23 protein-coding genes are annotated in these 20,417 nt (G+C 71.4%); 9 read left to right on the top strand and 14 right to left on the bottom strand.

Translation table 11 applies throughout. The features are described 5' to 3' along the window. Positions 1–141: 141 nt before the first annotated feature. Positions 142–2,232 carry a UvrD-helicase domain-containing protein gene (locus ACTIE9_RS06615; RefSeq protein ID WP_439564784.1) on the bottom strand — a complete coding sequence of 697 codons (2,091 nt, stop codon included), beginning with the start codon at positions 2,230–2,232 and terminating at the stop codon, positions 142–144. A 250-nt stretch (positions 2,233–2,482) separates the two neighbouring features. On the opposite strand from ACTIE9_RS06615, the gene ACTIE9_RS06610 reads away from it, so the two are divergent. Both ACTIE9_RS06610 and ACTIE9_RS06605 read left to right on the top strand, forming a co-directional pair. Further along, positions 2,483–2,806 carry a DUF1905 domain-containing protein gene (locus ACTIE9_RS06610; RefSeq protein WP_439564783.1) on the top strand — a complete coding sequence of 108 codons (324 nt, stop codon included), beginning with the start codon at positions 2,483–2,485 and terminating at the stop codon, positions 2,804–2,806. After that, positions 2,803–3,321 (top strand): DUF1697 domain-containing protein, encoded by a 519-nt coding sequence (locus ACTIE9_RS06605; protein WP_439564782.1) that lies wholly within the window; start codon positions 2,803–2,805, stop codon positions 3,319–3,321. The genes ACTIE9_RS06610 and ACTIE9_RS06605 overlap by 4 nt, the downstream gene beginning before the upstream one ends. A gap of 9 nt (positions 3,322–3,330) precedes the next feature. Here ACTIE9_RS06605 and ACTIE9_RS06600 read toward each other — a convergent pair whose 3' ends face one another. The 5 genes from ACTIE9_RS06600 to ACTIE9_RS06580 form a co-directional block, all read right to left on the bottom strand. Continuing rightward, on the bottom strand, positions 3,331–4,281 hold the full coding sequence (locus tag ACTIE9_RS06600) for a homocysteine S-methyltransferase family protein (protein WP_439564781.1): 951 nt from the start codon (positions 4,279–4,281) through the stop codon (positions 3,331–3,333). A gap of 153 nt (positions 4,282–4,434) precedes the next feature. Beyond that, on the bottom strand, positions 4,435–5,421 hold the full coding sequence (locus ACTIE9_RS06595) for an NYN domain-containing protein (protein ID WP_439564780.1): 987 nt from the start codon (positions 5,419–5,421) through the stop codon (positions 4,435–4,437). Between the two features lie 57 nt (positions 5,422–5,478). After that, positions 5,479–6,792 (bottom strand): MFS transporter, encoded by a 1,314-nt coding sequence (locus ACTIE9_RS06590; RefSeq protein ID WP_439564779.1) that lies wholly within the window; start codon positions 6,790–6,792, stop codon positions 5,479–5,481. Between the two features lie 28 nt (positions 6,793–6,820). Further along, positions 6,821–7,768: an SDR family oxidoreductase gene (locus ACTIE9_RS06585; protein ID WP_439564778.1), complete on the bottom strand. Its 948-nt coding sequence runs from the start codon at positions 7,766–7,768 to the stop codon at positions 6,821–6,823. Positions 7,769–7,848: 80 nt separating this feature from the next. After that, complete coding sequence (locus tag ACTIE9_RS06580) at positions 7,849–8,499, bottom strand: DUF2461 family protein (RefSeq protein WP_439564777.1); 651 nt, start codon at positions 8,497–8,499, stop codon at positions 7,849–7,851. A 50-nt stretch (positions 8,500–8,549) separates the two neighbouring features. Between ACTIE9_RS06580 and ACTIE9_RS06575 the strand changes: the two genes are divergently transcribed. Together ACTIE9_RS06575 and ACTIE9_RS06570 are read left to right on the top strand one after the other, a co-directional pair. Next, positions 8,550–9,116, top strand: a complete 567-nt coding sequence (locus ACTIE9_RS06575; RefSeq protein ID WP_439564776.1) for a TetR/AcrR family transcriptional regulator — start codon at positions 8,550–8,552, stop codon at positions 9,114–9,116. Positions 9,117–9,144: 28 nt separating this feature from the next. After that, positions 9,145–9,834, top strand: coding sequence for a potassium channel family protein (locus ACTIE9_RS06570; protein ID WP_439564775.1), 690 nt, complete (start codon positions 9,145–9,147; stop codon positions 9,832–9,834). Here ACTIE9_RS06570 and ACTIE9_RS06565 read toward each other — a convergent pair. Continuing rightward, on the bottom strand, positions 9,801–10,835 hold the full coding sequence (locus tag ACTIE9_RS06565) for an NAD-dependent epimerase/dehydratase family protein (RefSeq protein ID WP_439564774.1): 1,035 nt from the start codon (positions 10,833–10,835) through the stop codon (positions 9,801–9,803). The genes ACTIE9_RS06570 and ACTIE9_RS06565 overlap by 34 nt on opposite strands. A 55-nt stretch (positions 10,836–10,890) precedes the next feature. On the opposite strand from ACTIE9_RS06565, the gene ACTIE9_RS06560 reads away from it, so the two are divergent. Beyond that, on the top strand, positions 10,891–11,508 hold the full coding sequence (locus tag ACTIE9_RS06560) for a hypothetical protein (RefSeq protein WP_439564773.1): 618 nt from the start codon (positions 10,891–10,893) through the stop codon (positions 11,506–11,508). On the opposite strand, the gene ACTIE9_RS06555 is transcribed toward ACTIE9_RS06560, so the two are convergent. Beyond that, entirely contained in the window at positions 11,505–12,296 is a 792-nt protein-coding gene (locus ACTIE9_RS06555; RefSeq protein ID WP_439564772.1) for an alpha/beta hydrolase, read from the bottom strand. The genes ACTIE9_RS06560 and ACTIE9_RS06555 overlap by 4 nt on opposite strands. 40 nt (positions 12,297–12,336) lie before the next feature. On the opposite strand from ACTIE9_RS06555, the gene ACTIE9_RS06550 reads away from it, so the two are divergent. Further along, positions 12,337–12,516, top strand: coding sequence for a hypothetical protein (locus tag ACTIE9_RS06550; RefSeq protein ID WP_439564771.1), 180 nt, complete (start codon positions 12,337–12,339; stop codon positions 12,514–12,516). 19 nt (positions 12,517–12,535) lie between these two features. Here ACTIE9_RS06550 and ACTIE9_RS06545 read toward each other — a convergent pair whose 3' ends face one another. After that, entirely contained in the window at positions 12,536–13,030 is a 495-nt protein-coding gene (locus ACTIE9_RS06545; protein WP_439564770.1) for an FBP domain-containing protein, read from the bottom strand. 52 nt (positions 13,031–13,082) lie between these two features. Between ACTIE9_RS06545 and ACTIE9_RS06540 the strand changes: the two genes are divergently transcribed. Together ACTIE9_RS06540 and ACTIE9_RS06535 are read left to right on the top strand one after the other, a co-directional pair. Next, the gene (locus tag ACTIE9_RS06540) at positions 13,083–14,453 is read left to right on the top strand and encodes an MFS transporter (RefSeq protein WP_439564769.1); all 1,371 of its coding nucleotides are present in this window, start codon (positions 13,083–13,085) and stop codon (positions 14,451–14,453) included. Positions 14,454–14,632: 179 nt separating this feature from the next. Beyond that, positions 14,633–15,031, top strand: coding sequence for a fasciclin domain-containing protein (locus ACTIE9_RS06535; protein ID WP_255159001.1), 399 nt, complete (start codon positions 14,633–14,635; stop codon positions 15,029–15,031). Between the two features lie 91 nt (positions 15,032–15,122). Here ACTIE9_RS06535 and ACTIE9_RS06530 read toward each other — a convergent pair whose 3' ends face one another. Then, positions 15,123–15,683 carry a YceI family protein gene (locus ACTIE9_RS06530; RefSeq protein ID WP_439564768.1) on the bottom strand — a complete coding sequence of 187 codons (561 nt, stop codon included), beginning with the start codon at positions 15,681–15,683 and terminating at the stop codon, positions 15,123–15,125. A 184-nt stretch (positions 15,684–15,867) separates the two neighbouring features. Between ACTIE9_RS06530 and ACTIE9_RS06525 the strand changes: the two genes are divergently transcribed. Beyond that, positions 15,868–17,382, top strand: a complete 1,515-nt coding sequence (locus tag ACTIE9_RS06525) for a DUF7059 domain-containing protein (RefSeq protein WP_439564767.1) — start codon at positions 15,868–15,870, stop codon at positions 17,380–17,382. On the opposite strand, the gene ACTIE9_RS06520 is transcribed toward ACTIE9_RS06525, so the two are convergent. The 4 genes from ACTIE9_RS06520 to ACTIE9_RS06505 form a co-directional block, all read right to left on the bottom strand. Then, the gene (locus ACTIE9_RS06520; RefSeq protein WP_439564766.1) at positions 17,379–18,146 is read right to left on the bottom strand and encodes an ABC transporter permease; all 768 of its coding nucleotides are present in this window, start codon (positions 18,144–18,146) and stop codon (positions 17,379–17,381) included. The genes ACTIE9_RS06525 and ACTIE9_RS06520 overlap by 4 nt on opposite strands. Beyond that, positions 18,143–19,036 carry an ABC transporter ATP-binding protein gene (locus tag ACTIE9_RS06515; protein WP_439564765.1) on the bottom strand — a complete coding sequence of 298 codons (894 nt, stop codon included), beginning with the start codon at positions 19,034–19,036 and terminating at the stop codon, positions 18,143–18,145. The genes ACTIE9_RS06520 and ACTIE9_RS06515 overlap by 4 nt, the downstream gene beginning before the upstream one ends. After that, complete coding sequence (locus tag ACTIE9_RS06510) at positions 19,033–19,389, bottom strand: GntR family transcriptional regulator (RefSeq protein ID WP_439564764.1); 357 nt, start codon at positions 19,387–19,389, stop codon at positions 19,033–19,035. The genes ACTIE9_RS06515 and ACTIE9_RS06510 overlap by 4 nt, the downstream gene beginning before the upstream one ends. An 86-nt stretch (positions 19,390–19,475) precedes the next feature. Next, positions 19,476–20,312 carry a hypothetical protein gene (locus ACTIE9_RS06505; RefSeq protein WP_439564763.1) on the bottom strand — a complete coding sequence of 279 codons (837 nt, stop codon included), beginning with the start codon at positions 20,310–20,312 and terminating at the stop codon, positions 19,476–19,478. Between the last annotated feature and the right edge of the window lie 105 nt (positions 20,313–20,417).

The following is a 20,417-nucleotide window of genomic DNA, read 5'->3' as shown; positions in this document are numbered from 1 at the left end:
ACCTTGAAGCTTTGGCCACTTAGCTCGGAGAGTGCACGGCAGTCGGCCTTTTGTAGCTCGACGCTCTGTCTACTTCTGGGATTGTTCGTGACTGATCCGGGCGTGGATAGCGATAAGGTGGCGGGCTGTTCTTGGCTGTGTTTACTCTTCGGTCTTGAGCTCGCCAACCCACAGCCCATCGCGGGCACGGGTCATGCCGACGTACAACTCTCGCCGCTCGATCTCTCGCCGTTCGAGCGCGCCCTCGTCGAGGTCGGCGGCAACCGCCCCCAGCAGCGACCCATCGACCCGGGCCAGCAGTACCTGCTTGAACTCGAGGCCTTTGGCGCGCTTGATCGTTCCGACCTTGATTGACGGGGCACTGAGGCCCGCGTAACTCTCGAGCTCGATGGCGTCGAAGCCGGCGGCGCGCAGCGCGGCGAGCATGGCGAGAGCATCCCGATTCGTTGCGGTCAGCACGCCGATGTCGCCGGGGTCGACGCCCGAGGCGACCAGCGTGCGCACGTGCGACACGAGCGCCGTGTCATGCAGAGCGACAGACGCGAACGACGCGAGCTCGGGCGACGGGCCCGTGCGCGGAACGTCGAGCGCAGCATCCGCCCGCCCCGGCCCGCCCTCGAGGTCGACGAACTCGTCGCCCTCAACGATCGCCGCCGCGAACGCCGCGATCTCGCGGGTGTTGCGGTAGTTGGTCGAGAGCACGACTCCGCGGCCGGCGACCGAGATGCCCGCCTCGGCGAGCGAGTAGCCGCCGGGGTAGATGGTCTGCTGGCCGTCGCCGATCAGAGTCAGGCCGTCGGGGCGGTCGCCGACGATCGCGTGCAGCATGCGCAGCATCGCGCACGAGAGGTCTTGCGCCTCGTCGATGATGACGTGGTCGACGCCGGTCATCGGGGTTTCGCGCAGGGAGGCCTCGGCGCGCAGGATGACGTCTTCGAAGTCGAGCAGGCCGCGCTCGCGCAGCGCCGCCTCGTAGGCGAGGTGCAGCTGCCACACTGCCCGACGTTGCTCGAGCCGCAGCGGGCGCCGCCGGCCGGCGCGCGGCAGGTCGGCGTATTGCTCGAAGGTCGTGAGCCCGCGGCCCTTGATGACCGACCCGATCTCGTCGCGCCAGTAGCGCGGGTTCGCGTCGATCGCGAACAGCGGCCCACGCCGCCCGACGGTGCCCCACGCGTAGTTGAAGGCCTGCGTCGCCTCGCTGAAATCGAGCGTGACCCGCTGCCCGCGCTCGCGCAGCACCCGCATCGCGAAGGCGTGCACGCCCGTGAACTCGACGCGGTCGACCGTCTCGGGCGCGAGCCGTTCGAGCAGCGTGCCGAGCACCGCCGGTAGCGTCTTGACGAAGGTGGTGACGATGATGCGCCCCGTGGAGCCCCTCGCCAAGTACGCCGCCCGATGCAGCCCTACGACCGTCTTGCCGGTGCCCGCGGCGCCGCGGATGCGCGCCGGGCCAGAGAAGCTGCGTCGCACGAGTTTGGCCTGATCGGGGTGCAGAAAGGCCATCCACTCCTCGATCGGGGCGGCGAGCATCCCGGCCAAGAACGTGTCGGCCACCTCGTCGACGGTGAGCAGGGCGGGCTCGTCGAGCACCGGCTCGGCCACGCTCAGATCGAGCGGCACGGGCTCGTCGCCCAGCACCGGGAAGTGCTGCATGACCGCGCCGAGCACCGCGTTCTGCTGGCGATCGGTCAGGCGCCTGCCGAACCCGTTGATGAACGCGGATGCCCTCCGCTCGCCGACCACCACCAGGCCGCCCAGGCTCGCGAGCGGCACCGGGTCAATGGCGGATCCGGCCAGCACCACGACCACCCTCACCTCACCCGGAGCGAGCCCCAGCTCGACGAGCGCCGCCTCGGTGCTCACGCCCACGTCGGCGAGCCCGGCCAGGTCGTCGGTCACGTCGGCTTGCCCGCGGAAGATGCGGCCGCTCGCGAGGCCCACGTCGCGCCAGCCCTTCGTGTCGACGACGAAGACGCCGCCCGGCCCGACCAGCACGTGGTCGATCTGGGCGCGGCTGCCGCGCTTGGCGCCGGGCCAGCCGCGGTCGTGCAAGAAGGTGTAGCCGCACGCGGTCAACGGGGCGAGCGTGCCGGCCACCTGCTGCTCGGTGCGGTGGGCGATCATCCACCGTTCGGCGGCGGCGCGCGCCTCGGCCGCACGGGCGTCGAAGGCGTCGGCGAGCGCGACGAGCCGGCGTGACTCGTCGCCCGCCGACCTGCCCGCCTCGCTCATGGATCCCCCCGGTGCCGACCCGCGCAGAAAGCGAGCCTGGCTCCATTCTGGTGGTCGGGGGTCGGCCGCGGCACCCCCTGAGCGGGGGCGAGTCCTGAGATTCGGGAGTCTGCGGAGTGCTGGTGGTACGACCGTCGTCGATCGGTCACTCGTTACCGACCACCGGGCAGTCGAACTCAACAAGTGACCGATCGACGAGCCTCGCGACCCGTCACTGAGCGCCGTCACCCCTCTGCGGCAGACTGACCCGGTGCGAGCATCCGACGCCCAGCCCACCGCCTTCGACTTCACGGCCGCGCTCTACGAGTGGACCGGCTCCGCCGCCTGGCACTTCGTCACGGTTCCGGTGGCGATCAGCGACGAGATCGACGCGCGCACTCACGGCCTCACGAACGGGTTCGGCAGCGTGCGCGTGCGTGTGCGCATCGGCGGCAGCGAGTGGATGACGAGCCTGTTCCCCGACTCGAAGCAGCAGGCCTACGTGCTGCCGGTCAAGAAAGCGGTGCGGCAGGCCGAAGGGCTGAGCGCGGGTGACGAGGCGCGCGTGCACATCGAACTGGTCGACGTCTCGTGACGCACGTCTTCCTGGTCCGCGCCGTCAACGTCGGCGGCACGGCCAAGCTGCCCATGGCCGAGCTGCGCGCGCTCGCCGCTGAGCTCGGAGCCACCGAGGTGCAGACCTACATCGCCTCGGGCAACCTCATCGCCACGCCGCCGGGCGACCCGCTCGCGTTCGCGCGCGACCTCGAAGATCAGGTCGAGGCCCGCTTCGGGTTCCATCGTGAGGTCATCGTGCGCGATTCGGCGGCGCTGCGCGCGGCGCGGGATGCGCATCCCTTCGTCATTGCCGACCCGGCCTTCTCGTACCTGGTGCCGCTGACCAGCCCGCCCGCAGATTCGACGGCGGCGGCCGAGGTGCCGAGCGGAGCCGACCAGTGGGCCCTCATCGGTGACAACCTGCATGTGCGGTTTGCCAACGGCGCGGGCCGCGCCGAGCTCGACCTCACCCGCCTGCTGCGCGCCCTCGGCGTCGCGGGCACGGCGCGCAACCTGCGCACGGTCGACGCGCTGCTTGGCCTGCTGGGCTGAGAACCGAGGTCAGCGCGGCAGCAGCGGCGCGCACGCCACCGCGATCGCCTCGATGTGGCGGTCGTCGGTGCCGCAGCATCCGCCCATGATCGTCAGGTTCGGCAGCACTGCCAGCAGCTCGCGGTAGAGGGCCGCGAGCGCGACGGGGTCGCCCTCGTCGAGCTCATCGGCCTCGTCGAGCTCGGTATGGCTGCGGGTCGACGCGTTGCCGCGCACACCGCGGATGCGCCCGAGAGCCGGCGAGCCGGGGTCGAGCACCAACGAGAAGTGCGTCGGATGCGCGCAGTTCACCATGACGTACTCCGCGCCGGCGGTGGTCGCCGCGTCGAGTTCAGCGATGGCGGCCTCGAGCGCCTGGCCGCTCGGAAGCGATCCATCGGTCTCGACCGTGAACGAGATGACGACGGGCATGCTGTGCTCCACGGCGGCGCGCACGATGCCGATCGCCTCATCGACGTAGGTGATCGTCAGCGCCGTGATGATGTCGGCACCGCCATCGGCGAGGGCCCGGATCTGCTCGCTGTGGTAGGCCGCCGACTCAGTCGGGGTCATGACCGTCGTCGGCGCGTAGCCGTCGCTGCGCGGGCCGAGGTTGCCGCTAATGGTGATGGGCGGCTGACCGCGCCCGTGCGCGTCACATAGGGCGCGCAGCTGCTCGACCGCCGCGATGTTGACGGCACGCAGCGCTGCCGAGCTGTAGCCGAGCCGTCGGCCCCAGTCGTGGCTCGCGCGCCAGGTCGGCGTCTCGAGCACGAGCGCCGTGCCGTGCCGCCTCGCGATGTCGACGTATGCGAGGTAGTAGCGCTCGAGGGCGTCGCGGCCGCCCGTGGTGGAGACGAGGGGGAAGGCGGCGAAGTCGGGCAACTCGAACCCGTCATGAAAGATGAGGGTGGTCTCGAGGCCGCCGTCGGTCAGCACGAGACCGGGGGCGAGCGGCGGCGGGGCGGCGGGGGCGGGCACAGTGAAACCTCGTTCGGTCGGATCGACGCTCGGGGGTGAACGAGTGCAGACCCCCAGTGTGGCCCTCGACCTGCCCGCGTGCAATGCTGCTATTCGCGCGGCCGCACTAAGCGCGACCCTGCTATTCGCGCAGCCGCACCAGGCGCGACCCTGCTATTCGCGCAGCCGCACCAGGCGCGTCTGGGTCGACTCGTCGAGCTCGACGATGTTGGCGCGCGACTTCAGGAAGCTCGTGAACGAGCTGTAGCCGAGCGCCTTCTCGTTGAACGCCGGGTCGAGGCGCTTCATCTGCTGCTTGAGGGCTGAGGCGTGCGCCCAGTCGGTGTCGTCGGCCTCGTGCACGAGCCGCAGGGCCCGCACGATGAGGGCGGTGGCGGCGCGTTTCGAGGTCGCCGACTCGGTCGAGGCTCCGGATGCTCCCGCAGCGCCGCCCGCGGCCTCGAGCTCGGCGCCCGCAGCCTCGGCCGTGGCACCCGCCGTCGAGGCGCGCCGCGAGCGCTTCGCGGGCGCGGCAGGCTCGGTCGCGTCGGGCGCGACGACGAGCCCGGCGGCGATGTGCGCGGCGGGGCGGATGCCCGGCAGCGAGTCGTAGTCGGCGTATTCGTTGCACGCCGCGGCGAGCGACTTGCTCGTGCCTCCGGCCACGCCGATGCCGACGATGTAGCGGCCGAGGCGCTTGGCCCGCTGGGCCAGGGCGATGTAGTCGCTGTCACCGGCGGCGATCACGACGTGGGTGATGTCGGGCAACCGGAAGAGGTCTTCGACGACGTCGACCGAGAGGCGGATATCGGCGCCGTTCTTCATCTGCTGCGTGGCGGGAAACAGCTGGGTGAGGTCGACCGCGCGATCCATGAGCTGCCCCTGGTAGGTGGCGTTGACGCCGACCGACCAGTCGGCGTAGGCGCGCGAGAGCACGATCGTGCCGAAGGCCGAGGCGAAGTCGAGGATGGCGCTGATGTCGACCGTCGCGTGCCGCACCTTGTCTTTCTGCTCGGGGCTGGCATCGGCGAGCCCGGGCGCGAGCTTGTAGACGTTGTCTTTGCGCCAGGCGCCGCGACCATGCACCTGGTCGTAGCGCGAGATGACGATGTTGTCGAAGTCGATGTAGACCGCCACGCGGTTCTCGGCCGATTCAGCCATGGGTCGCCTCCTTCTGGATCGGGACCCGGTCGCCCCATCCTGTCAGGCGCGCGCCGCTCAGGGCTGCGGGTCGAGCGCGTCGTAGTCGCGCAGGCTGCGGTACACGCGCAGGAAGACCGCGCACACGACGATGATGATGAGCCCGCCGAGCAGGGGCGGGAACCACAGCAGCAGCGTCAGGCTGAGCGCGCCGACGTAGAGGTCGCCGACCCGCGGCCCGCCGTTGACGACGACGGTGAAGAGCCCCTGCAGTCGCCCGCGCATGACGTCGGGCACGGCCGCCTGGATCATCGTGGTGCGGTAGATCATGCTCACCGAGTCGGCGGCCCCCGAGAGCGCGAGCAGCACCGAGGCGATGATGAGCGCGGGAACGTTGGCCTCGGTGATGTCGGTGCCCACCTCGATCGGCAGCACCGCGGTGACGAGCAGCAGCACGCCGAACAGGAGGATGCTGCCGCCATACGCCGCGACGGCGATGACCATGCCCTTCCCGTGGGCGCGCACGGCGGCGACGCGACCCGACAGCAGGCCCAGCACGAGCATCCCGACCGCGCCCGCGGAGGAGAGGATGCCCACGGTGACGGCCCCGCCGCCGATGAGCAGGGCGCCGATGGCCGGGAAGAGCACGCGCGGGTTGCCGAACGTCATGGCGACGATGTCGAGCACGAACGAGGCGCGGATGTTCGGCGCGACCCGCAAGAACCGCCAGCCTTCGACGATCGAGCGCAGGTCGGCCCGGCGGCGCTCGCCGTCGGGGATCATCGCGGGCAGCGTGTAGAGGCCGTAGAAGGCGGCGAGGAAGAGCACGACGTCGACCGTGTAGGTCACGCTGAAGCCGAGGTATGCCACGAAGAGCCCCGCGAGCGCGGGCCCGACGGTGAGCTGCACGCCCGCGCTGATGCCGCCGAGGGCTCCGGCGGCAGGCAGCAGTTCGAGCCGCACCAGTCGGGGGATCATCGCCTGCCGGGCCACCTGCACCATGACGGCGGCGACCGAGTTGATCGTGATGAAGGCGTAGAGCGGCCAGATGTCGGGCACGCCGAGCCAGCTGTAGACGGCGATCGCCGCGGTCGACCCCCACGCCGCGTAGGCGGCCACGAGGGCGACCCGGCGCCGGTCGAAGCGGTCGGCGAGCGCGCCGCCGTAGAGCCCGAACACGATCATCGGCCCGAGCGCGAAGGCGGCGACGAGGGAGACGGCGAGCGTCGACGCGGTGCGGTCGTAGATGTCGAGCCCGACGGCGACGATCGTCATCTGGCTGCCGATGCCGGTGATCGCCGCACCCGCCCACATGCGGGCGAAGGCGGGGCTCTCGCGCAGCGGGCGCAGGTCGACGAGGTGGCCGCGGCGCGCGGCGGCAGGAGCAGTCACAGTTGCTCCAGGCTACGCGCTTTCCGGGTTAGCGAGACACCGTCTCAGCGATTTCGGCGTACCGCACACCCGTCAGCCGCTCCGAGGCGTCCCAGAGCAGCACGGCGGCGGTCGCGTCGCGCGCCCCGCGCGGCAGGCGCGCCGGCGCCGGAAGGCCGCGCACCTCGAACAGCCCGTTCGGGCCGTAGTAGCCGCCGGGCGTCGCCGCGGGGCTGGTCGCCGCATAGAGCGAGGGCAGGATTCCCTGGTCGACGCCCTGCATGAACCGCGCGGTGCGGCGCTGCTGCGCGGGGCTCGGCGGGCGGCCGTCGCGGGGGCCGGTGGTCTGCAGGTTCGTGGCGGTGCCACCCGGGTGCGCGGCGATGCTCGTGACGCCCCAGCCGTTGAGCGCGCTCAGCCGCTGCAGCTCGCGCGCGAACACGAGGTTCGCGAGCTTCGACAGGCCGTAGGCGCCCCACGCGCTGTACGACTTCTCGGCCTGCAGGTTGTCCCACTGCCACCGCCCGGCGTTGGCCGCGATGCTGCTCGTCGACACGACGCGCGGCGCCTCGGCGCGCTGCAGCGCCGGCAGCAGCAGCCCCGTGAGCGCGAACGGCCCGAGGTGGTTGCTGCCGAACTGCAGCTCGAAGCCGTCGGCCGTCTCGCGGCGGTCGGGCACGGCCATGATGCCGGCGTTGTTGATCAGTATGTCGACCGCGCGATCCTCATCGAGCAGGCTCTGCGCGGCCGAGCGCACGCTCGCGAGCGAGGCGAGGTCGAGGTCGAGCAGCCGCAGGCGGGCATCCGGATTCTGCGCCTGCAGCTCGTCGAGCGCCCGCTGCCCCTTCTCGCGGTTGCGCACGGCCATGACGACTTCGGCTCCCGCGGCGGCGAGACGGCCCGTGAGGCCGAAGCCGAGGCCGCTGTTGGCGCCCGTGACGACCGCGAGGCGGCCCGTCAGGTTCGGAACGGTCGTGTCGAGGGCGGTGCGCGGCATGGGGTCTCCGAGGTCGGGGCGAGTGCTGTCATCTCATCATTCGGAGCCCGGCTCCACCTGAGAGCGGTCGACGCAGGCACTCAGCGTCGCGGGCGCTCCATCGCGCTCGGTCCCACGGCGCTCGCGAGCCAGGCACCGATCGGCGCACCGGCCGCCCAGATCGACGTGGTCCAGGCGGCCGCGTCCTCGGCCGGGTGCGCGAGGCGGCCGAAGACCTCGACGCCCTTCCACCGCAGCCAGGTGATGCGCTCGTGGTCGCGCGGCACGCCGCGCGGAGCGGTGGCGAGCGGCTCGGGATACCCGCTCTTGAGCGTGCCGCCCGCGGCCTGCGCCGCCGCGACCGCCCGCGTGAAATCGGCGCCACGGGCGTCGTCGAGCAGCGCCGCCCGCCACGACGCGAGCTGATCGGGCGCGAGGTAGGGCATGCCGCTCGATGCCAGGACGCCGCGGGCGTCGAGCTGCAGATAGCGGCCGGTTCCATCGGGCTCGACGCGCAGCGCGCCGATGAAGGTCTTCAGCACACCCTTATCGGCCGAGAACCTCGTGTCGTGGTGCGGCCGGTACACCTTCCACGCGGCTGGGTCGGCGTCGACCGCGCTCAGCAGCTCGAGGAACGGAGCGCGCACCTCATCGGCGTACCGCTGCTTCTCGCGCGCCCAGAACTCGCGCGAGTTGTCGGCCGCGGCGCGCTCGAACCAGGCTCCTGCGGCGGCTAGATTGTGACTCACCATGTGTCACAGCGTAGATGTGACACAGATCGAGTCACAACCGGGAGAATTCTGTGGATGCTCGCATCGCCCGCACGCGCGAATCGGTGCTCGCGGCCGCCCGCACGGTGCTGCTCGACGAGGGCCTGCTCGCCGTCACGCCGACGCGCGTCGCCGAGGTCAGCGGTGTCGCGCGGCGCACCATCTACCGGCACTGGCCCGGGTCGCACGAGCTGCTGCACGACGCCCTCGCGAGCGCCAGCTTTCCGACCTCCGCGCGCACGGGAGACCTCGCGGCCGACCTGCGCACCCACCTCGAGCAGCTGCGCGCGGCGCTGCATCCCGGCCCGCTCGCGTTCATCCTGCTCGCGATGGGTGAGCGCGCGGCCGTCGACCCCGACATGCGGGCCCTGCGCTCTCGCCTCGTCGAGCAGGGCTGCGCGCCGCTGCGCGCGATGCTGCTCGACCACGGGCTCGATCCGGCCGCGGTCGACGATGCCGTGATCGAGCTCGAGGGGCCCGTCATGACGAGTGCTCTCGTGCACGGGCGCCCCGCATCCGACGCTCTGCTCGCGCGCATCGTCGAAGCCGGCGTCGAGCGCGTCGGCGAGCGCCACCGCCCCCCGACCGAGCACAATTGAGCGCACGAGCGCGAAGAGGAGCCCGCCGATGACCATGCTCGATGCCCGCCGACTCGCCTGGGAGGCCCGCACCTCGTCGACGCTCGCCGTGCTGGGTCTGCTGTTCCTCGCGGCCTACTCCGCATGGGTGCTCGTGAGCGACCCGCAGCCCTGGCTCGGCATCGCGATCGCCGTCGTCGTCGTGAGCACGTGGGTCGTCTTCCTCGTCGACATGGTCGCGCGGGTCGCCCTGACCGATCGCGGCCGTCGCGTGCGCTTCGTGCTCACGCACCCCCTCGACGTCCTCGCCCTCGTCGTGCCGCTCTTCCGCGCGCTGCGCGTCGCCGGGCTGCTGCGCTACATCCCCGTGCTGCGCGGACGGTCGGGCGCGGCCGTGCGCGGCTCGGTCATCGCCCACGCACTGGTCTACGCGGTCGTCTACATCTATGTCATCGCGCTCGCGACGCTGCAGGTCGAGCGCGATGCCCCCGAGTCCACGATCCAGAACTTCGGCGACGCCCTCTGGTGGGCGATCGTCACGCTCGCGACCGTGGGCTACGGCGACACCTATCCCGTCACGGTGCCGGGCCGCTTCCTCGCCGTGATGCTCATGGGCGGCGGCATCGTGATCGTCGGCACCGCCTCGGCGATCGTGGTCTCGTACATCACCGAGCGCGTCGGAGCCCAACGCGCAACGGCCGACGATCAGTCGCCCAGCAGCGCGTCCTCCGCGTCGTAGTCGAACCAGCCCTCGGCGCCGTAGCGCGTCAGGCCGGGGAACCGCTCGCGCCAGTCGGTGTCGGCGACGGCCTCGAGCATCCACTCGATGGCCGGGCCGATCGTCGCCCGGTGGCTGCCGTGCGGCTGGAAGCCGAGCTGCTCTTGCGCCGCCTGCATGCTCAGCACGACGGGAACGGGAACCGACCACGGCGTCTGGCCGACCGTGCTGTCGGGGCCGCCCGCCCCGCGGGGCAGCAGCTCGAACTCGGCGCTGTGGCCCAGGTGCGCGAACACGGCCTGCCCGATCTCGAGCACCGTCGGCGTCGGCTCGTCGACGGCGTTGAGCACGCGGCGTGCCGGATGCTCGCCCGCGAGCCGCACGAGCTCGCCGATGACGGTCGTCGCGGAGGTCGCGAAGCGGCTCTCGCCGCGGTCGACGAGCGGAACCCGGCGGCGACCGTCGAGAGCGCGCTTGATGAAATACCACTCGCGCAGCGCCGGCGAGCCGGGGCCGTGGATCGCGCCCGGCCGCAGGATCGTCACCGGCAGACCGTCGACGGCGAGCAGCGCCCGCTCCATCGCGGCCTTCTGCGGCGAATAGCCCTCGACGTTGGCGCTCACGATCGGGTGCTGCTCGGTGACGGGCACGGGGAAGCGCGGGAAGTCGTCGTCGCCCGTCGCCGCGTCCATCCACGTGCCGTTCGTGCCGAGATACACCGAGGCGGTCGAGATGACCACGAGAGATCCGACCTCGCCGGCGAGAGCCGCATAGGGGGCGACGTCGCCGGGGGTGAAAGCGACGCAGTCGAGCACGAGATCGTGGCCGCGCGCGGCCGCGGTGAGGGCATCTGCATCGCCGCGATCGAGAGTGAGCTCGGCGACGTGACCGGCGAGATCCGGCGGCAGCGGGCGGTTTCCGCGGTGGGCGACCGTCACGCTCGTGCCCGTCGCGAGCAGCGCGCGCGCCGTCGCGACCCCCACCTGACCCGAGCCTCCCACGAGCAGGGCGTTCTTCTGCATGCGGTCACTCTAGGCGCTAGATTCGCAGTGTCCACCCGAGCAAGGAGCAGCCCTCATGGCCACCACCCCGCGCGGCAGCGCCCACCCGCTCACGCGCAACCAGACGCAGAGCAGCCTCATCGCCGGGGCCGTGGCCCACACCATCTTCCAGACCGGCTGGTTCTTGTTCGGCATGTCGCTCGCCGCCCTCGTCGCGACCGCGCTGTTCGGCAACATCATCGGCAGCATCACGCGCTCGCTCGGCGGCGACGACCCCAACGCGGTGCTGCGCGCCCTCGACGGCGGCTCCGACCTGCTGTTCTGGGTCGTGCTCTCCTTCCTCATCGGCAGCCTCATCCTTATCGGCCTCGCCATCCTGGTGAGCGGGTGGATGCTCTCGGCCGCAGGCCTGCGCGGCCCCTGGAAGGTCACGATGGCGGCCGTGGGCATCGCGGCGCTCGTCGACATCGCCCTGTTCTGGATCTACGTCGGACTCGCGAACCTGCTCACCGAGAGCCGCCTGGCCGGCCCCGTGCTGCTGACCCCCGTCATCGCGCTCATCGGCGGAATCCTCGTCGGGGCGCTCATCTGGTGGCTCATGGCGCTCACCCGCCGCGAGAAGATCGCAGCCGCGACGGCGACCGACGCCGTGACCCCGGCCGCGGCTGCCGCCCCCGCAGACGAGACGGCCTAGCCGAGCACCTCGCCGAGCAGCGCCGAGAGTTCGGCACGCATCTGCTCGCTCGAGATCGAGCGCTCGCCGTCACCCGACTGCGGCCCGTAGTCGCCGAAGCTCGCGTGGTTCGCGCCCTCGATCGTGACGAAGCGTGCGTCGCCCGGCAGGAGGGGCGCGTTCTCGTCGATGATCCCCGGAGTCGAGAGCCCGTCGTTCTCGCCCGCGATGCTGAGCACCGTGAGGCCCGAACCGCTCAGATCGTTCGCGCAGTAGCTGCCGAAGAGCACGAGCCCTTCGACCTCGGCGCCCGGAGTCATGAGGCAGGCGCGAACGCCGCCGAGCGAGTGCCCGCCCACGAACCAGCGGTCGACCTCGGGCGCCGCCGTCGTGAACTGGTCGAGCCCGCGGGTGTCGAAGAACGCCAGGTTGAGCGTCGGCTCGGTGATGAGCACCGTCACGCCGTGCTGCTCGACGACGCCGCTGAGCTGGAACATGTAGGCGTGCGCCTCGACCCGCGCGCCGGGCACGAACACGAGCCCCGTCGAGGTTTCGGGCACGACAGCATCGCCCGTCGGCGACAGCAGGATGCCCTCATCGAGGTACTGCACCTGCACATCGGGGTTGGCCCACACCGCGATCACCGGTGCCCGCTCGGCGCGGTACGGCGTGTTGGCCCAGATCAAGAAGCCGACGATCACGAGCGCGAGGGCGGCGAGCGCCCCCAGACCGATCGCACGCACCCGCCGACGGATGCGCCCGGCAGGGCGGAAACGGGCGGGAGCGGCGGAGGTGGTCGCAGAGGTCATGCGCCATTATCCCGAGCAGACCTGGCACAATGGAGCCATCATGAACATTCTCGCCGTGGCCGTCTCGGTCTTCCTCTTCGTGTCGTCGTTCGTGCTCTTCGCTTACGCCTACGCGGTGCCGGAGCAGTTCGCCGCGGCCGTGTTCTTCACGGGCATCATGTCGGCGTCGCTCTCGCTCGCCATCCCGTTCCACCTCATGGGTCGGCGCGACTCGCGCTGATGTCCCGGTAGGCCGCCTGTCAGGCGGTCTTGAGGATGTTCGCGGTGAAGTTCTCGAGACGCTGCCTCAGCCCCGCGCTGCGGCGGGCGATGAGCTCATCGCGCATGAGGGTCAGCTCGCTCGTGCCCGGCACGATGCGGATCATGATCGAGCACGCCAGATCGGCGCAGATGTAGGTGCCGATCGAGTTGCCGTCGCGACCGGCCTCGCCCCCGCGCGGGGCGCTGAACATGACGACCTGGGTCGAGGGCTGCGGTGTGTGGCACAGCGAGCACATCGCCCCGATGCCGGGGCGCAGCGCCGTGGTCGCCGCCCGCACGAGGATCCCCACGGGCCGCTCGTCGACCCAGTGCACGATGTAGCCGCGCGGTGAGCCGGCCGGGTCGCGCCAGCCCAGGTACTCGCGGTCGGCCCACACGGTCTCGTGCAGGCCCGGCAGGGTCATCCGCTCGATCTCGGCCTCGCTGGCGTTGACCATGCTGGCGCGGATCTGGTCGGCGGTGAGCTCTCTCATCGGTGCCCAGCGTACGACACCGGGCTGGAGGCTCATCGTTACGATGGTCGCCATGCCTTCGCTCCCGCGCGCGCTCGCACCTCTCGCGACGGGCCAGTACCGCCTGCTGGCCGCCGCCCTCGTGCTCTCTCTGCTCGGCACCGGGGTGTGGGTCGTCGCCGTCGTCTGGCAGGTCATCGAGCTCGGCGGCACGCCCGTCGACCTCTCGATCGTGGCCACCGGCGGCAGCATCGGGCTCGTGCTCGCCGTGCTCGTGGGCGGCGTCGCCGCCGACCGGATTCCGCAGAAGCGCATCCTCGCCGCCGTCGAGAGCCTCAAGGCCGCGTCGATGGCCGCCGTGGCGACGCTCGCGCTCACCGACTCGATCGAGGTCTGGCATCTCGCGGTGGCATCGCTGCTGCTCGGCATCGCCGACGGGTTCTTCTACCCGGCATACTCCGCGTGGCTCCCCGCGCTGCTGCCCCCGGATCAGCTGCTCGCCGCCAACGGCATCGAGGGCGTGCTGCGCCCCGCGCTCATGCAGGCGGCCGGCCCCGCCGCCGCGAGCGCCGCCATCGCCATCCTGTCTCCCGGCCTCGGCGTCGCCATCGTGGCCGTCACGCAGGGTCTCGCCGCCGTGCTGCTCGGCCTCATGCGCACGACTCCGGTGCGGCGCGACGTGCAGCTCGAGCCCCAGCATCCGCTGCGCGCGGTCTGGGTCGATCTGCGCGACGGGGTGCGCTTCATGGTGCGCACCCGCTGGCTGCTCGCCACCCTGCTCTACTCGGCGCTGCTGGTTCTCGTGATCATGGGCCCCATCGAGGTGCTGCTGCCCTTCGCGGTGCGCGATCAGACCGGGGGAGGAGCCGGGGCGTTCGCTCTCGCGCTCGCCGCCTTCGGCATCGGGGGTGCGCTCGGCTCGATCTTCGTCGCCTCGATGCGCATGCCGAAGCGCTACCTGACGCTCATGATCGCCGCGTGGGGGCTCGGGTGCGCGCCGCTCGTGGTCATCGGCCTGACCGACCAGCTGTGGATCATGGTCGTCGCCCTCTTCATCTGCGGGGTGCTGTTCTCGGGGGCCACCGTCGTGTGGGGCACGCTGCTGCAGCGTCGGGTGCCGCCCGCGATGCTCGGCCGCGTCTCGAGCCTCGACTTCTTCGTCTCGCTCGCGTTCATGCCCATCTCGATGGCGATCGCCGGCCCGGTCGGCGAGCTCATCGGCATCCCCGTGGCGTTCCTCGCCGCCGGATCGATCCCGGTCGTGCTCGCCGCGCTCACGCTGCTCATCGCGCGGCTCGGGCCCGACGAGCTCGCCCATCCGCTCGCCGATCTCGAGGTCGTGGTCTCGACCGAGACCGGGCCGATCGTGACGGGGCCCGGAGCCGCGAGCGGTCGGCAGCGTCCGGTCGACGAGGAGAACCCGTCGGCCGACCCCGAGGGTTAGGGCGACCGACACCGGCCGTTCACGACGTACAGGCGATGGTCGGCTGGCGTGGGGGCGATGCACTGCCCGCGCACGGGTCGTGAGCGGGTGGCAGGGAGGAGAGTGAGGGCTGTCCGATCGAGACCGGTCGGACGGGCACCACCACCGCCCTCGTGCTTGTCGTCAGAAAAGAGACTCCCATGGCCACCATCGTCGAAACCGCCGTCAGCGCCGGTTCGTTCACCACTCTCGTCGCCGCCGTCGGCGCTGCCGGCCTCGTCGACACGCTCAACGGAGAGGGCCCGTTCACGGTCTTCGCCCCCACCGATGAGGCGTTCGCCGCGCTGCCCGAGGGCACCGTCGAGGGCCTGCTCGCCGACATCCCGACCCTCACGTCGATCCTGACGTTCCACGTCGTGCCGGGTGCCGTGCACGCCGCCGACCTGACCGACGGGCTGAAGGCTGCCACGGTCAACGGCGCCGAGCTCACCTTCGACCTGACGGACGGCGTGAAGGTCAACGGCGCGACCGTCGTCACCGCCGACATCGTCTGCGACAACGGCGTCATCCACGTCATCGACGCGGTGCTCCTGCCGTAGTCAGCACCACCGCACGAACGGGCGGCCCCTTTCGGGGGCCGCCCGTTCGTCGTGCAGGGGGTCGGGGCGCGCAGCGCCCCGCATCCGGTGTCTAGGCCTGCAGCTCGAACTGCGCGTCGATCGTGATGGTGACCTCGTCGCTGAGCAGGAACCCGCCGGTCTCGAGCGCGGCGTTCCAGCTCACGCCGAAGTCGCTGCGGTTGATGACCGTCGAGCCGTGCGCGGCCGCCTTGACGGCGCCGGTCGGGTCGACGATGATTCCGCCGAACTCGCCCGTGAGCGTGATGGGCCGCGTGACACCGCGCAGGGTCAGGTCGCCGTCGAGCAGCAGGGCGTCGCCCTCGACCCGCAGGCCCGTCGACACGAAGGTCAGCGTCGGGTACTGGTCGATCGCGAAGAAGTCGTTGCTGCGCAGGTGCCCGTCGCGGTCGGGGTTCTTGGTGTTGATCGAGGCCATCTCGACGGTGACGGTGACGCTCGAGTCGTGCGGGTTCTCGGCGGCGATGACCTGTGCGTCGAACGTCTCGAAGACGCCGCGCACCTTGCTGATGCCGAGGTGGCGCACGCTGAAGCCGATCTCGGTGTGGGCATGGTCGACGGTCCAGGTGCCGGTGCGGTAGCCGGGGATCGTCTCGGCGGTGAGAGTGGTCACGAGGGGTTCTCCTTCGTCGGTGGCGAGGTCGAGCCGGTCGGCTCTCGACGTCGCGAGTCGGTGCGCAGCAATTCGATGCGAACGCATCGATGCGCGGCGACTCCTGGTGCAACGCGACGGCGTCGACGATCTATTCCCCGTCATCGCAGATTCCGCCCCTCGCGGCGTGGGGTTGACTAGAGGGGTGGATGCTGCGCTCACCGCCCTGCTGCGTGCCGACCTGCTCGCCGCCGGCTACACGGTCGACCGGCTGCGGCGGCTCTGGGGCGACGATGCCGACGCCGCTCTCGTTCGGGGCGACCGCGTTCCCGCGAGCCGCGCGCTCGCGGCGGGGCCCGAGAGCCCGGCGGCCACGCTCGCGCGACTCTTCCTGCTCGGCGAGCCCGTCGCCGACGACGTGCTCGCTCGAGCGCTGCCCGCCCTCGGTGTCGACGGCGCCCACACGCTCGGTCTCGTCGATGATCGGGGTCGCGCGCTGCTCGACCTGCGCCCCTACACGGCCATCGATGCCGGGGGAGCGGTGCAGTGGCTCATCGCCTCCGACCTGGGCGAGCTCGCGCTCGGCGGCGCCCTGCCGCCCGACCACGTGCTCGGCGTCGGCGGGGCCTCGTTGACCCTTGCCGCGCTCATCCCCACCGAGCCGGTCGACTCGGTGCTCGACCTCGGCACCGGCTGCGGCATCCAGTCGCTTCATGCAGCCCGGCACGCGCGCCGTATCGTCGCGACCGACATCTCGGCGCGCGCTCTCGACCGCGCGGCTCTGACCCTCGCCCTCAACGCCGTCGACGCGGTCGAGCTGCGGCAGGGCGACCTGTTCGCCCCGGTCGCGGGCGAGCGGTTCGACCGCATCGTCAGCAACCCACCGTTCGTCATCACCCCGCGTCGCGCGGGCGTGCCCGTCTACGAGTACCGCGACGGCGGCCGCGAGGGCGACGCGATCGTCGAGCAGGTCGTGCGCGGCGCCGCCGAGCACCTGACCCCCGGCGGCACGGCGCACCTGCTCGGCAACTGGGAGTATCGCGACGCGATGGGCGGCGACGGCCTCGCCCGGGTGCGCCGCTGGATCGAGGAGGCCGGCCTCGACGGGTGGGTCGTCGAGCGCGAGCGGCAGAGCCCCGCGGAGTACGCCGCCACATGGATCCGCGACGGCGGCACCCGTGTCGGCACCCCCGAGTACGACGCGCTCGCCGCCGAGTGGCTCGACGACTTCGCGGCCCGCGGCGTGACGGCGGTCGGCTTCGGCTACATCCTGCTGCGCCGGCCCGCTCGCCCGGATGCGGTGCGCCTGCTGCGCACCGAGGTGCTCGGCTCACCGCTCGGCGGCACCCCGACGGGCATCGGCGACCACCTGCTCGCCGGCCTGCGCGCGCACGACCGCATCGCGCCGCTCGATGACGCGGCGCTGAGCGCCGAACGGCTCGTGGTCGCTCCCGATGTCACGGAGGAGCGGCACTACTGGCCGGGGGAGGAGAACCCCAGCGTGATCCGCCTGCACCAGGGCGGCGGCTTCGCGCGAACGGTCGACGCGGATGCTGCGCTCGCCGGCCTCGTCGGCGCGAGCGACGGCGAGCTCGCGGTCGGTGAGATCGTCGGCGCCCTCGCCGACCTGCTCGAGGTCGACGAGGGCGCCCTGCGTGACGATCTGCTGCCGCGGGTTCGCGAGCTCGTCGTGACCGGGTTCCTGCTTCCTGCGGTCTAGCCCTGCGAGGGCGTCGCGCGGCGCAGGATCACCCAGGCGGCGAGCCAGCACAGCGCCGTGATGATGAGGCTCCAGGCGGCCGAGCCGAGCACGCCGGCCCACACGAAGAACGCGCCGACCTGCCCCCAGGCGCCGAGCAGCGTGACGAGGGCCGCGCCGCCGATGCCGAGGAAGACGAGCCCGCCCCAGAACGCGTACATGCCCAGGGCCTTCCAGCGCACGTAGACCGATGCGGTGGCGGCACCGATCGAGAAGAAGAGCAGGAAGGCGATGAGGCTGAGCGTGAAGCCCTCCCACCACTCCGCTCGCCACAGCTCGTCGGTCGTGAAGAAACTGTGGCCGATTCCCCAGCCGCCCGTCGCGCGCTCGAGCAACGACGCGGCGACCAGCAGAACCGAGTATCCGAGGGAGAGGATGAGCGCGAAGACCCCGAACCCGAGAACGAAGTCGCGTCGCGTGCTGCCGTAGCCGAGCGCGAGGGGGAAGGCCTGATTCACGCTCTGCACGGCGACCACGAGCATGTAGATGAACAGGAAGAGCACTCCGCCGTTGATGGACGCGTCCATCTCGCCCTCCGGGGGGATGCTCGCGCGCACGATCCCCCAGATCGCCATGTTCATGAGGAACACGACGCCGAGAATGAGCAGCGGCGTGTAGATCGCCGTCCACGGGTTGGCGAACAGCAGGCGCACCACGATGGCGACGCGCGTCGAGAGCGGTCGCGGCGCGAGCGTCAGCGGGGCGGGGGCGGTGGTCGTGGTCATCGGGTGACCTCCTCGTGCTCGGTGGGGGTGCCCCCGGTCTGACGGATGATGAGCTGCTGCAGCGAGACGGGCCCGACCTCGAGACCCGCGGCACGGGCGCTACGGGTAGCGGCCTCGGTGTCGCCCGCGACCGTCGCGCTGACGAATCCGCCCAAGCGCTCGCGGTGGATCACCTCGAGCCCCGCGATCGCCTGCTCGACGGCCTCGGCCGGGCCGGCGATGGTGGCGGCGTGGGAGCGGAGGGCATCCACCGGGGAATCGATGAGGATGCGCCCGTTGTCGATGACGAGCGCGTGCTCGAGCAGGTCGGCGACCTCGTCGATGAGGTGGGTCGAGAGGATGACCGTGCGGGGGTGCGCGGCGTAGTCGGCGAGCAGGCGGTCGTAGAAGTTCTGCCTCGCGATCGCGTCGAGGCCGAGGTAGGGCTCGTCGAAGATCGTGATCGGCGCGCGCGCGGCGAGCCCGACGATGATGCCGACGCTCGACAGCTGACCGCGCGAGAGCTTCTTGATGCGGCGGTCGACCGGCAGGCGGAACTCGGCGGCGAGCTCGCGGGCGAAGTCGGCATCCCAGTGCGGGAAGAAGCCGGGGGCCGCCGCGAAGACGTGCTTCGGCTTGAAGTCGTCGGGGTATCGCTGGCTCTCTTTGATGAAGCACGTGTGCTGCAGCACGGCGGGGTTCTCGACCGGGGACTCGCCCGCGACGGTGATGGTGCCGGCGCTCGCGAACTCCTGCCCGGTGAGCAGGTGCATGAGCGTGGTCTTGCCCGCGCCGTTGCGGCCGAGCAGGCCCGTGATGCTGTTGCGCGCGATCTGGAAGTCGACGCCGTCGACGGCGGTGATGCCGCGATAGCGCTTCGTGAGGCCGCGCGCCTCGACGATGGTGGTCATGAATCGGATTCCTTCCGGATGAGGTCGATGAGGGTGGCGGCGTCGAGCCCGAGGGCGGCGCCCTCGCGCAGCAACGGCCGCACGTACTCGGTGGTGAAGCGTGCCCGGCGCTCGCTGATCAGGCGGTCGCGCGCGCCGTCGGCGACGAACATGCCGATGCCGCGGCGCTTGTAGAGCACGCCGGCGTCGACGAGCAGGGTGATGCCCTTGAGCGCCGTCGCCGGGTTGATGCGATGGAACGCCGCGAACTCGTTGATCGACGGAACCTGCTCGCCCTCGCGGAGCGAGCCATCGATGATCTGCCGTTCGACGAGTTCGGCGATCTGGAGGAAGATCGGTCGACCGTCGTCCACGCGACCCTCCTTTCTGTGTTGGTTACTTAGTCAAGTAACTAACCAGATAAGCGAGGGCGTGTCAAGGGCCTCGGCGAGCGGCCTGTTCAGCGTGGGGCGCGCCGCCAGTCGGGCACCGTGAGCAGGATGGCGATCGCGCTGAGCGCGACGCCCGTGAGCCCGAACGCGAGGCTGCCCGGGCTCTGCACGCCGCCCGCGGGGAAGGGCAGATCGTCGGGCAGGCTGATGCCGACACTGAGATAGGGAGCGAACGCCGCGGTCACGATGACGCTGCCGGCGATGCACGCGGCCGCGAGCATGCGTCGCGGGGTCAGGATGCGGTCGGCGGCGATCGCGGGCACCAGCGCGAGCACGGCGACACCGAGCGTGATGGCGAGCGAGAGCGCCACCCAGATCGTCATCGAGATCGTGAAGCCGACGCGCGAGGCCGTGCCCCACGCGGCGTAGACCTCGTCGAGCGTGAGCTGGCCCTGCGCGATCGCGAGGGGCTGCTCGATCGCGAGCGTATACGCCCCGACGGCGATGAGTCCGAGCAGTGCGGCGGCCGCGGCGAGGCCCACGCGGCGCCGGAGGCCGCGCGACTCCGGGCCCGGAGTCGAGCCGGCACCGACGCCTCCGTCTCCCACCACCGTGCCGTCGACGAGGATGACGCGCTGCCGCGGCGCGATCGGGTCCTCGCGGAGCTCACCCGCACGGTCGGCGGGGGTCATGCCGTCGAGGCTCGTCATGAGGTCGCCTGACCCGACGCGTCGCACGCCGCGAACGATCGCGGCCGCGTTCAGCACGCCGCCGAGCAGCACGAGCGCGAACGAGACCCAGAGCAGCGGAGGCGTCGTGCCCATCGTGAACGACCCGACGACAGCAAGGGGCGCGAGCAGCAGGCACGTGAGCCCCCAGCGGAACAGTTGACCGGTCGAGCGCACGGCATCCCCCTCGCATCGCGTGTCGTGATGCGGCCACTGTAGCCGCCCGCATCGGTCGGCACGGGGCCGAGCGGCGCATCCAGCGCGCTATCGAATCGATTCGAT

Source organism: Microcella sp. (genome assembly GCF_051860105.1).
Lineage (GTDB): Bacteria > Actinomycetota > Actinomycetes > Actinomycetales > Microbacteriaceae > Microcella.
The sequence above is the reverse complement of the archived record's forward strand: the minus strand, read 5'-3'. Positions and strand labels throughout refer to the sequence as shown.

Excerpts from the sequence above, each read along its gene's own strand:
- ACTIE9_RS06615 (WP_439564784.1), bottom strand. The coding sequence starts at position 2,232 with ATGAGCGAGGCGGGCAGGTCGGCGGGCGACGAGTCACGCCGGCTCGTC.
- ACTIE9_RS06595 (WP_439564780.1), bottom strand. The coding sequence starts at position 5,421 with ATGGCTGAATCGGCCGAGAACCGCGTGGCGGTCTACATCGACTTCGAC.
- ACTIE9_RS06585 (WP_439564778.1), bottom strand. The coding sequence starts at position 7,768 with ATGCCGCGCACCGCCCTCGACACGACCGTTCCGAACCTGACGGGCCGC.
- ACTIE9_RS06580 (WP_439564777.1), bottom strand. The coding sequence starts at position 8,499 with ATGGTGAGTCACAATCTAGCCGCCGCAGGAGCCTGGTTCGAGCGCGCC.
- ACTIE9_RS06570 (WP_439564775.1), top strand. The coding sequence starts at position 9,145 with ATGACCATGCTCGATGCCCGCCGACTCGCCTGGGAGGCCCGCACCTCG.
- ACTIE9_RS06565 (WP_439564774.1), bottom strand. The coding sequence starts at position 10,835 with ATGCAGAAGAACGCCCTGCTCGTGGGAGGCTCGGGTCAGGTGGGGGTC.
- ACTIE9_RS06560 (WP_439564773.1), top strand. The coding sequence starts at position 10,891 with ATGGCCACCACCCCGCGCGGCAGCGCCCACCCGCTCACGCGCAACCAG.
- ACTIE9_RS06555 (WP_439564772.1), bottom strand. The coding sequence starts at position 12,296 with ATGACCTCTGCGACCACCTCCGCCGCTCCCGCCCGTTTCCGCCCTGCC.
- ACTIE9_RS06550 (WP_439564771.1), top strand. The coding sequence starts at position 12,337 with ATGAACATTCTCGCCGTGGCCGTCTCGGTCTTCCTCTTCGTGTCGTCG.
- ACTIE9_RS06545 (WP_439564770.1), bottom strand. The coding sequence starts at position 13,030 with ATGAGAGAGCTCACCGCCGACCAGATCCGCGCCAGCATGGTCAACGCC.
- ACTIE9_RS06540 (WP_439564769.1), top strand. The coding sequence starts at position 13,083 with ATGCCTTCGCTCCCGCGCGCGCTCGCACCTCTCGCGACGGGCCAGTAC.
- ACTIE9_RS06535 (WP_255159001.1), top strand. The coding sequence starts at position 14,633 with ATGGCCACCATCGTCGAAACCGCCGTCAGCGCCGGTTCGTTCACCACT.
- ACTIE9_RS06520 (WP_439564766.1), bottom strand. The coding sequence starts at position 18,146 with ATGACCACGACCACCGCCCCCGCCCCGCTGACGCTCGCGCCGCGACCG.
- ACTIE9_RS06515 (WP_439564765.1), bottom strand. The coding sequence starts at position 19,036 with ATGACCACCATCGTCGAGGCGCGCGGCCTCACGAAGCGCTATCGCGGC.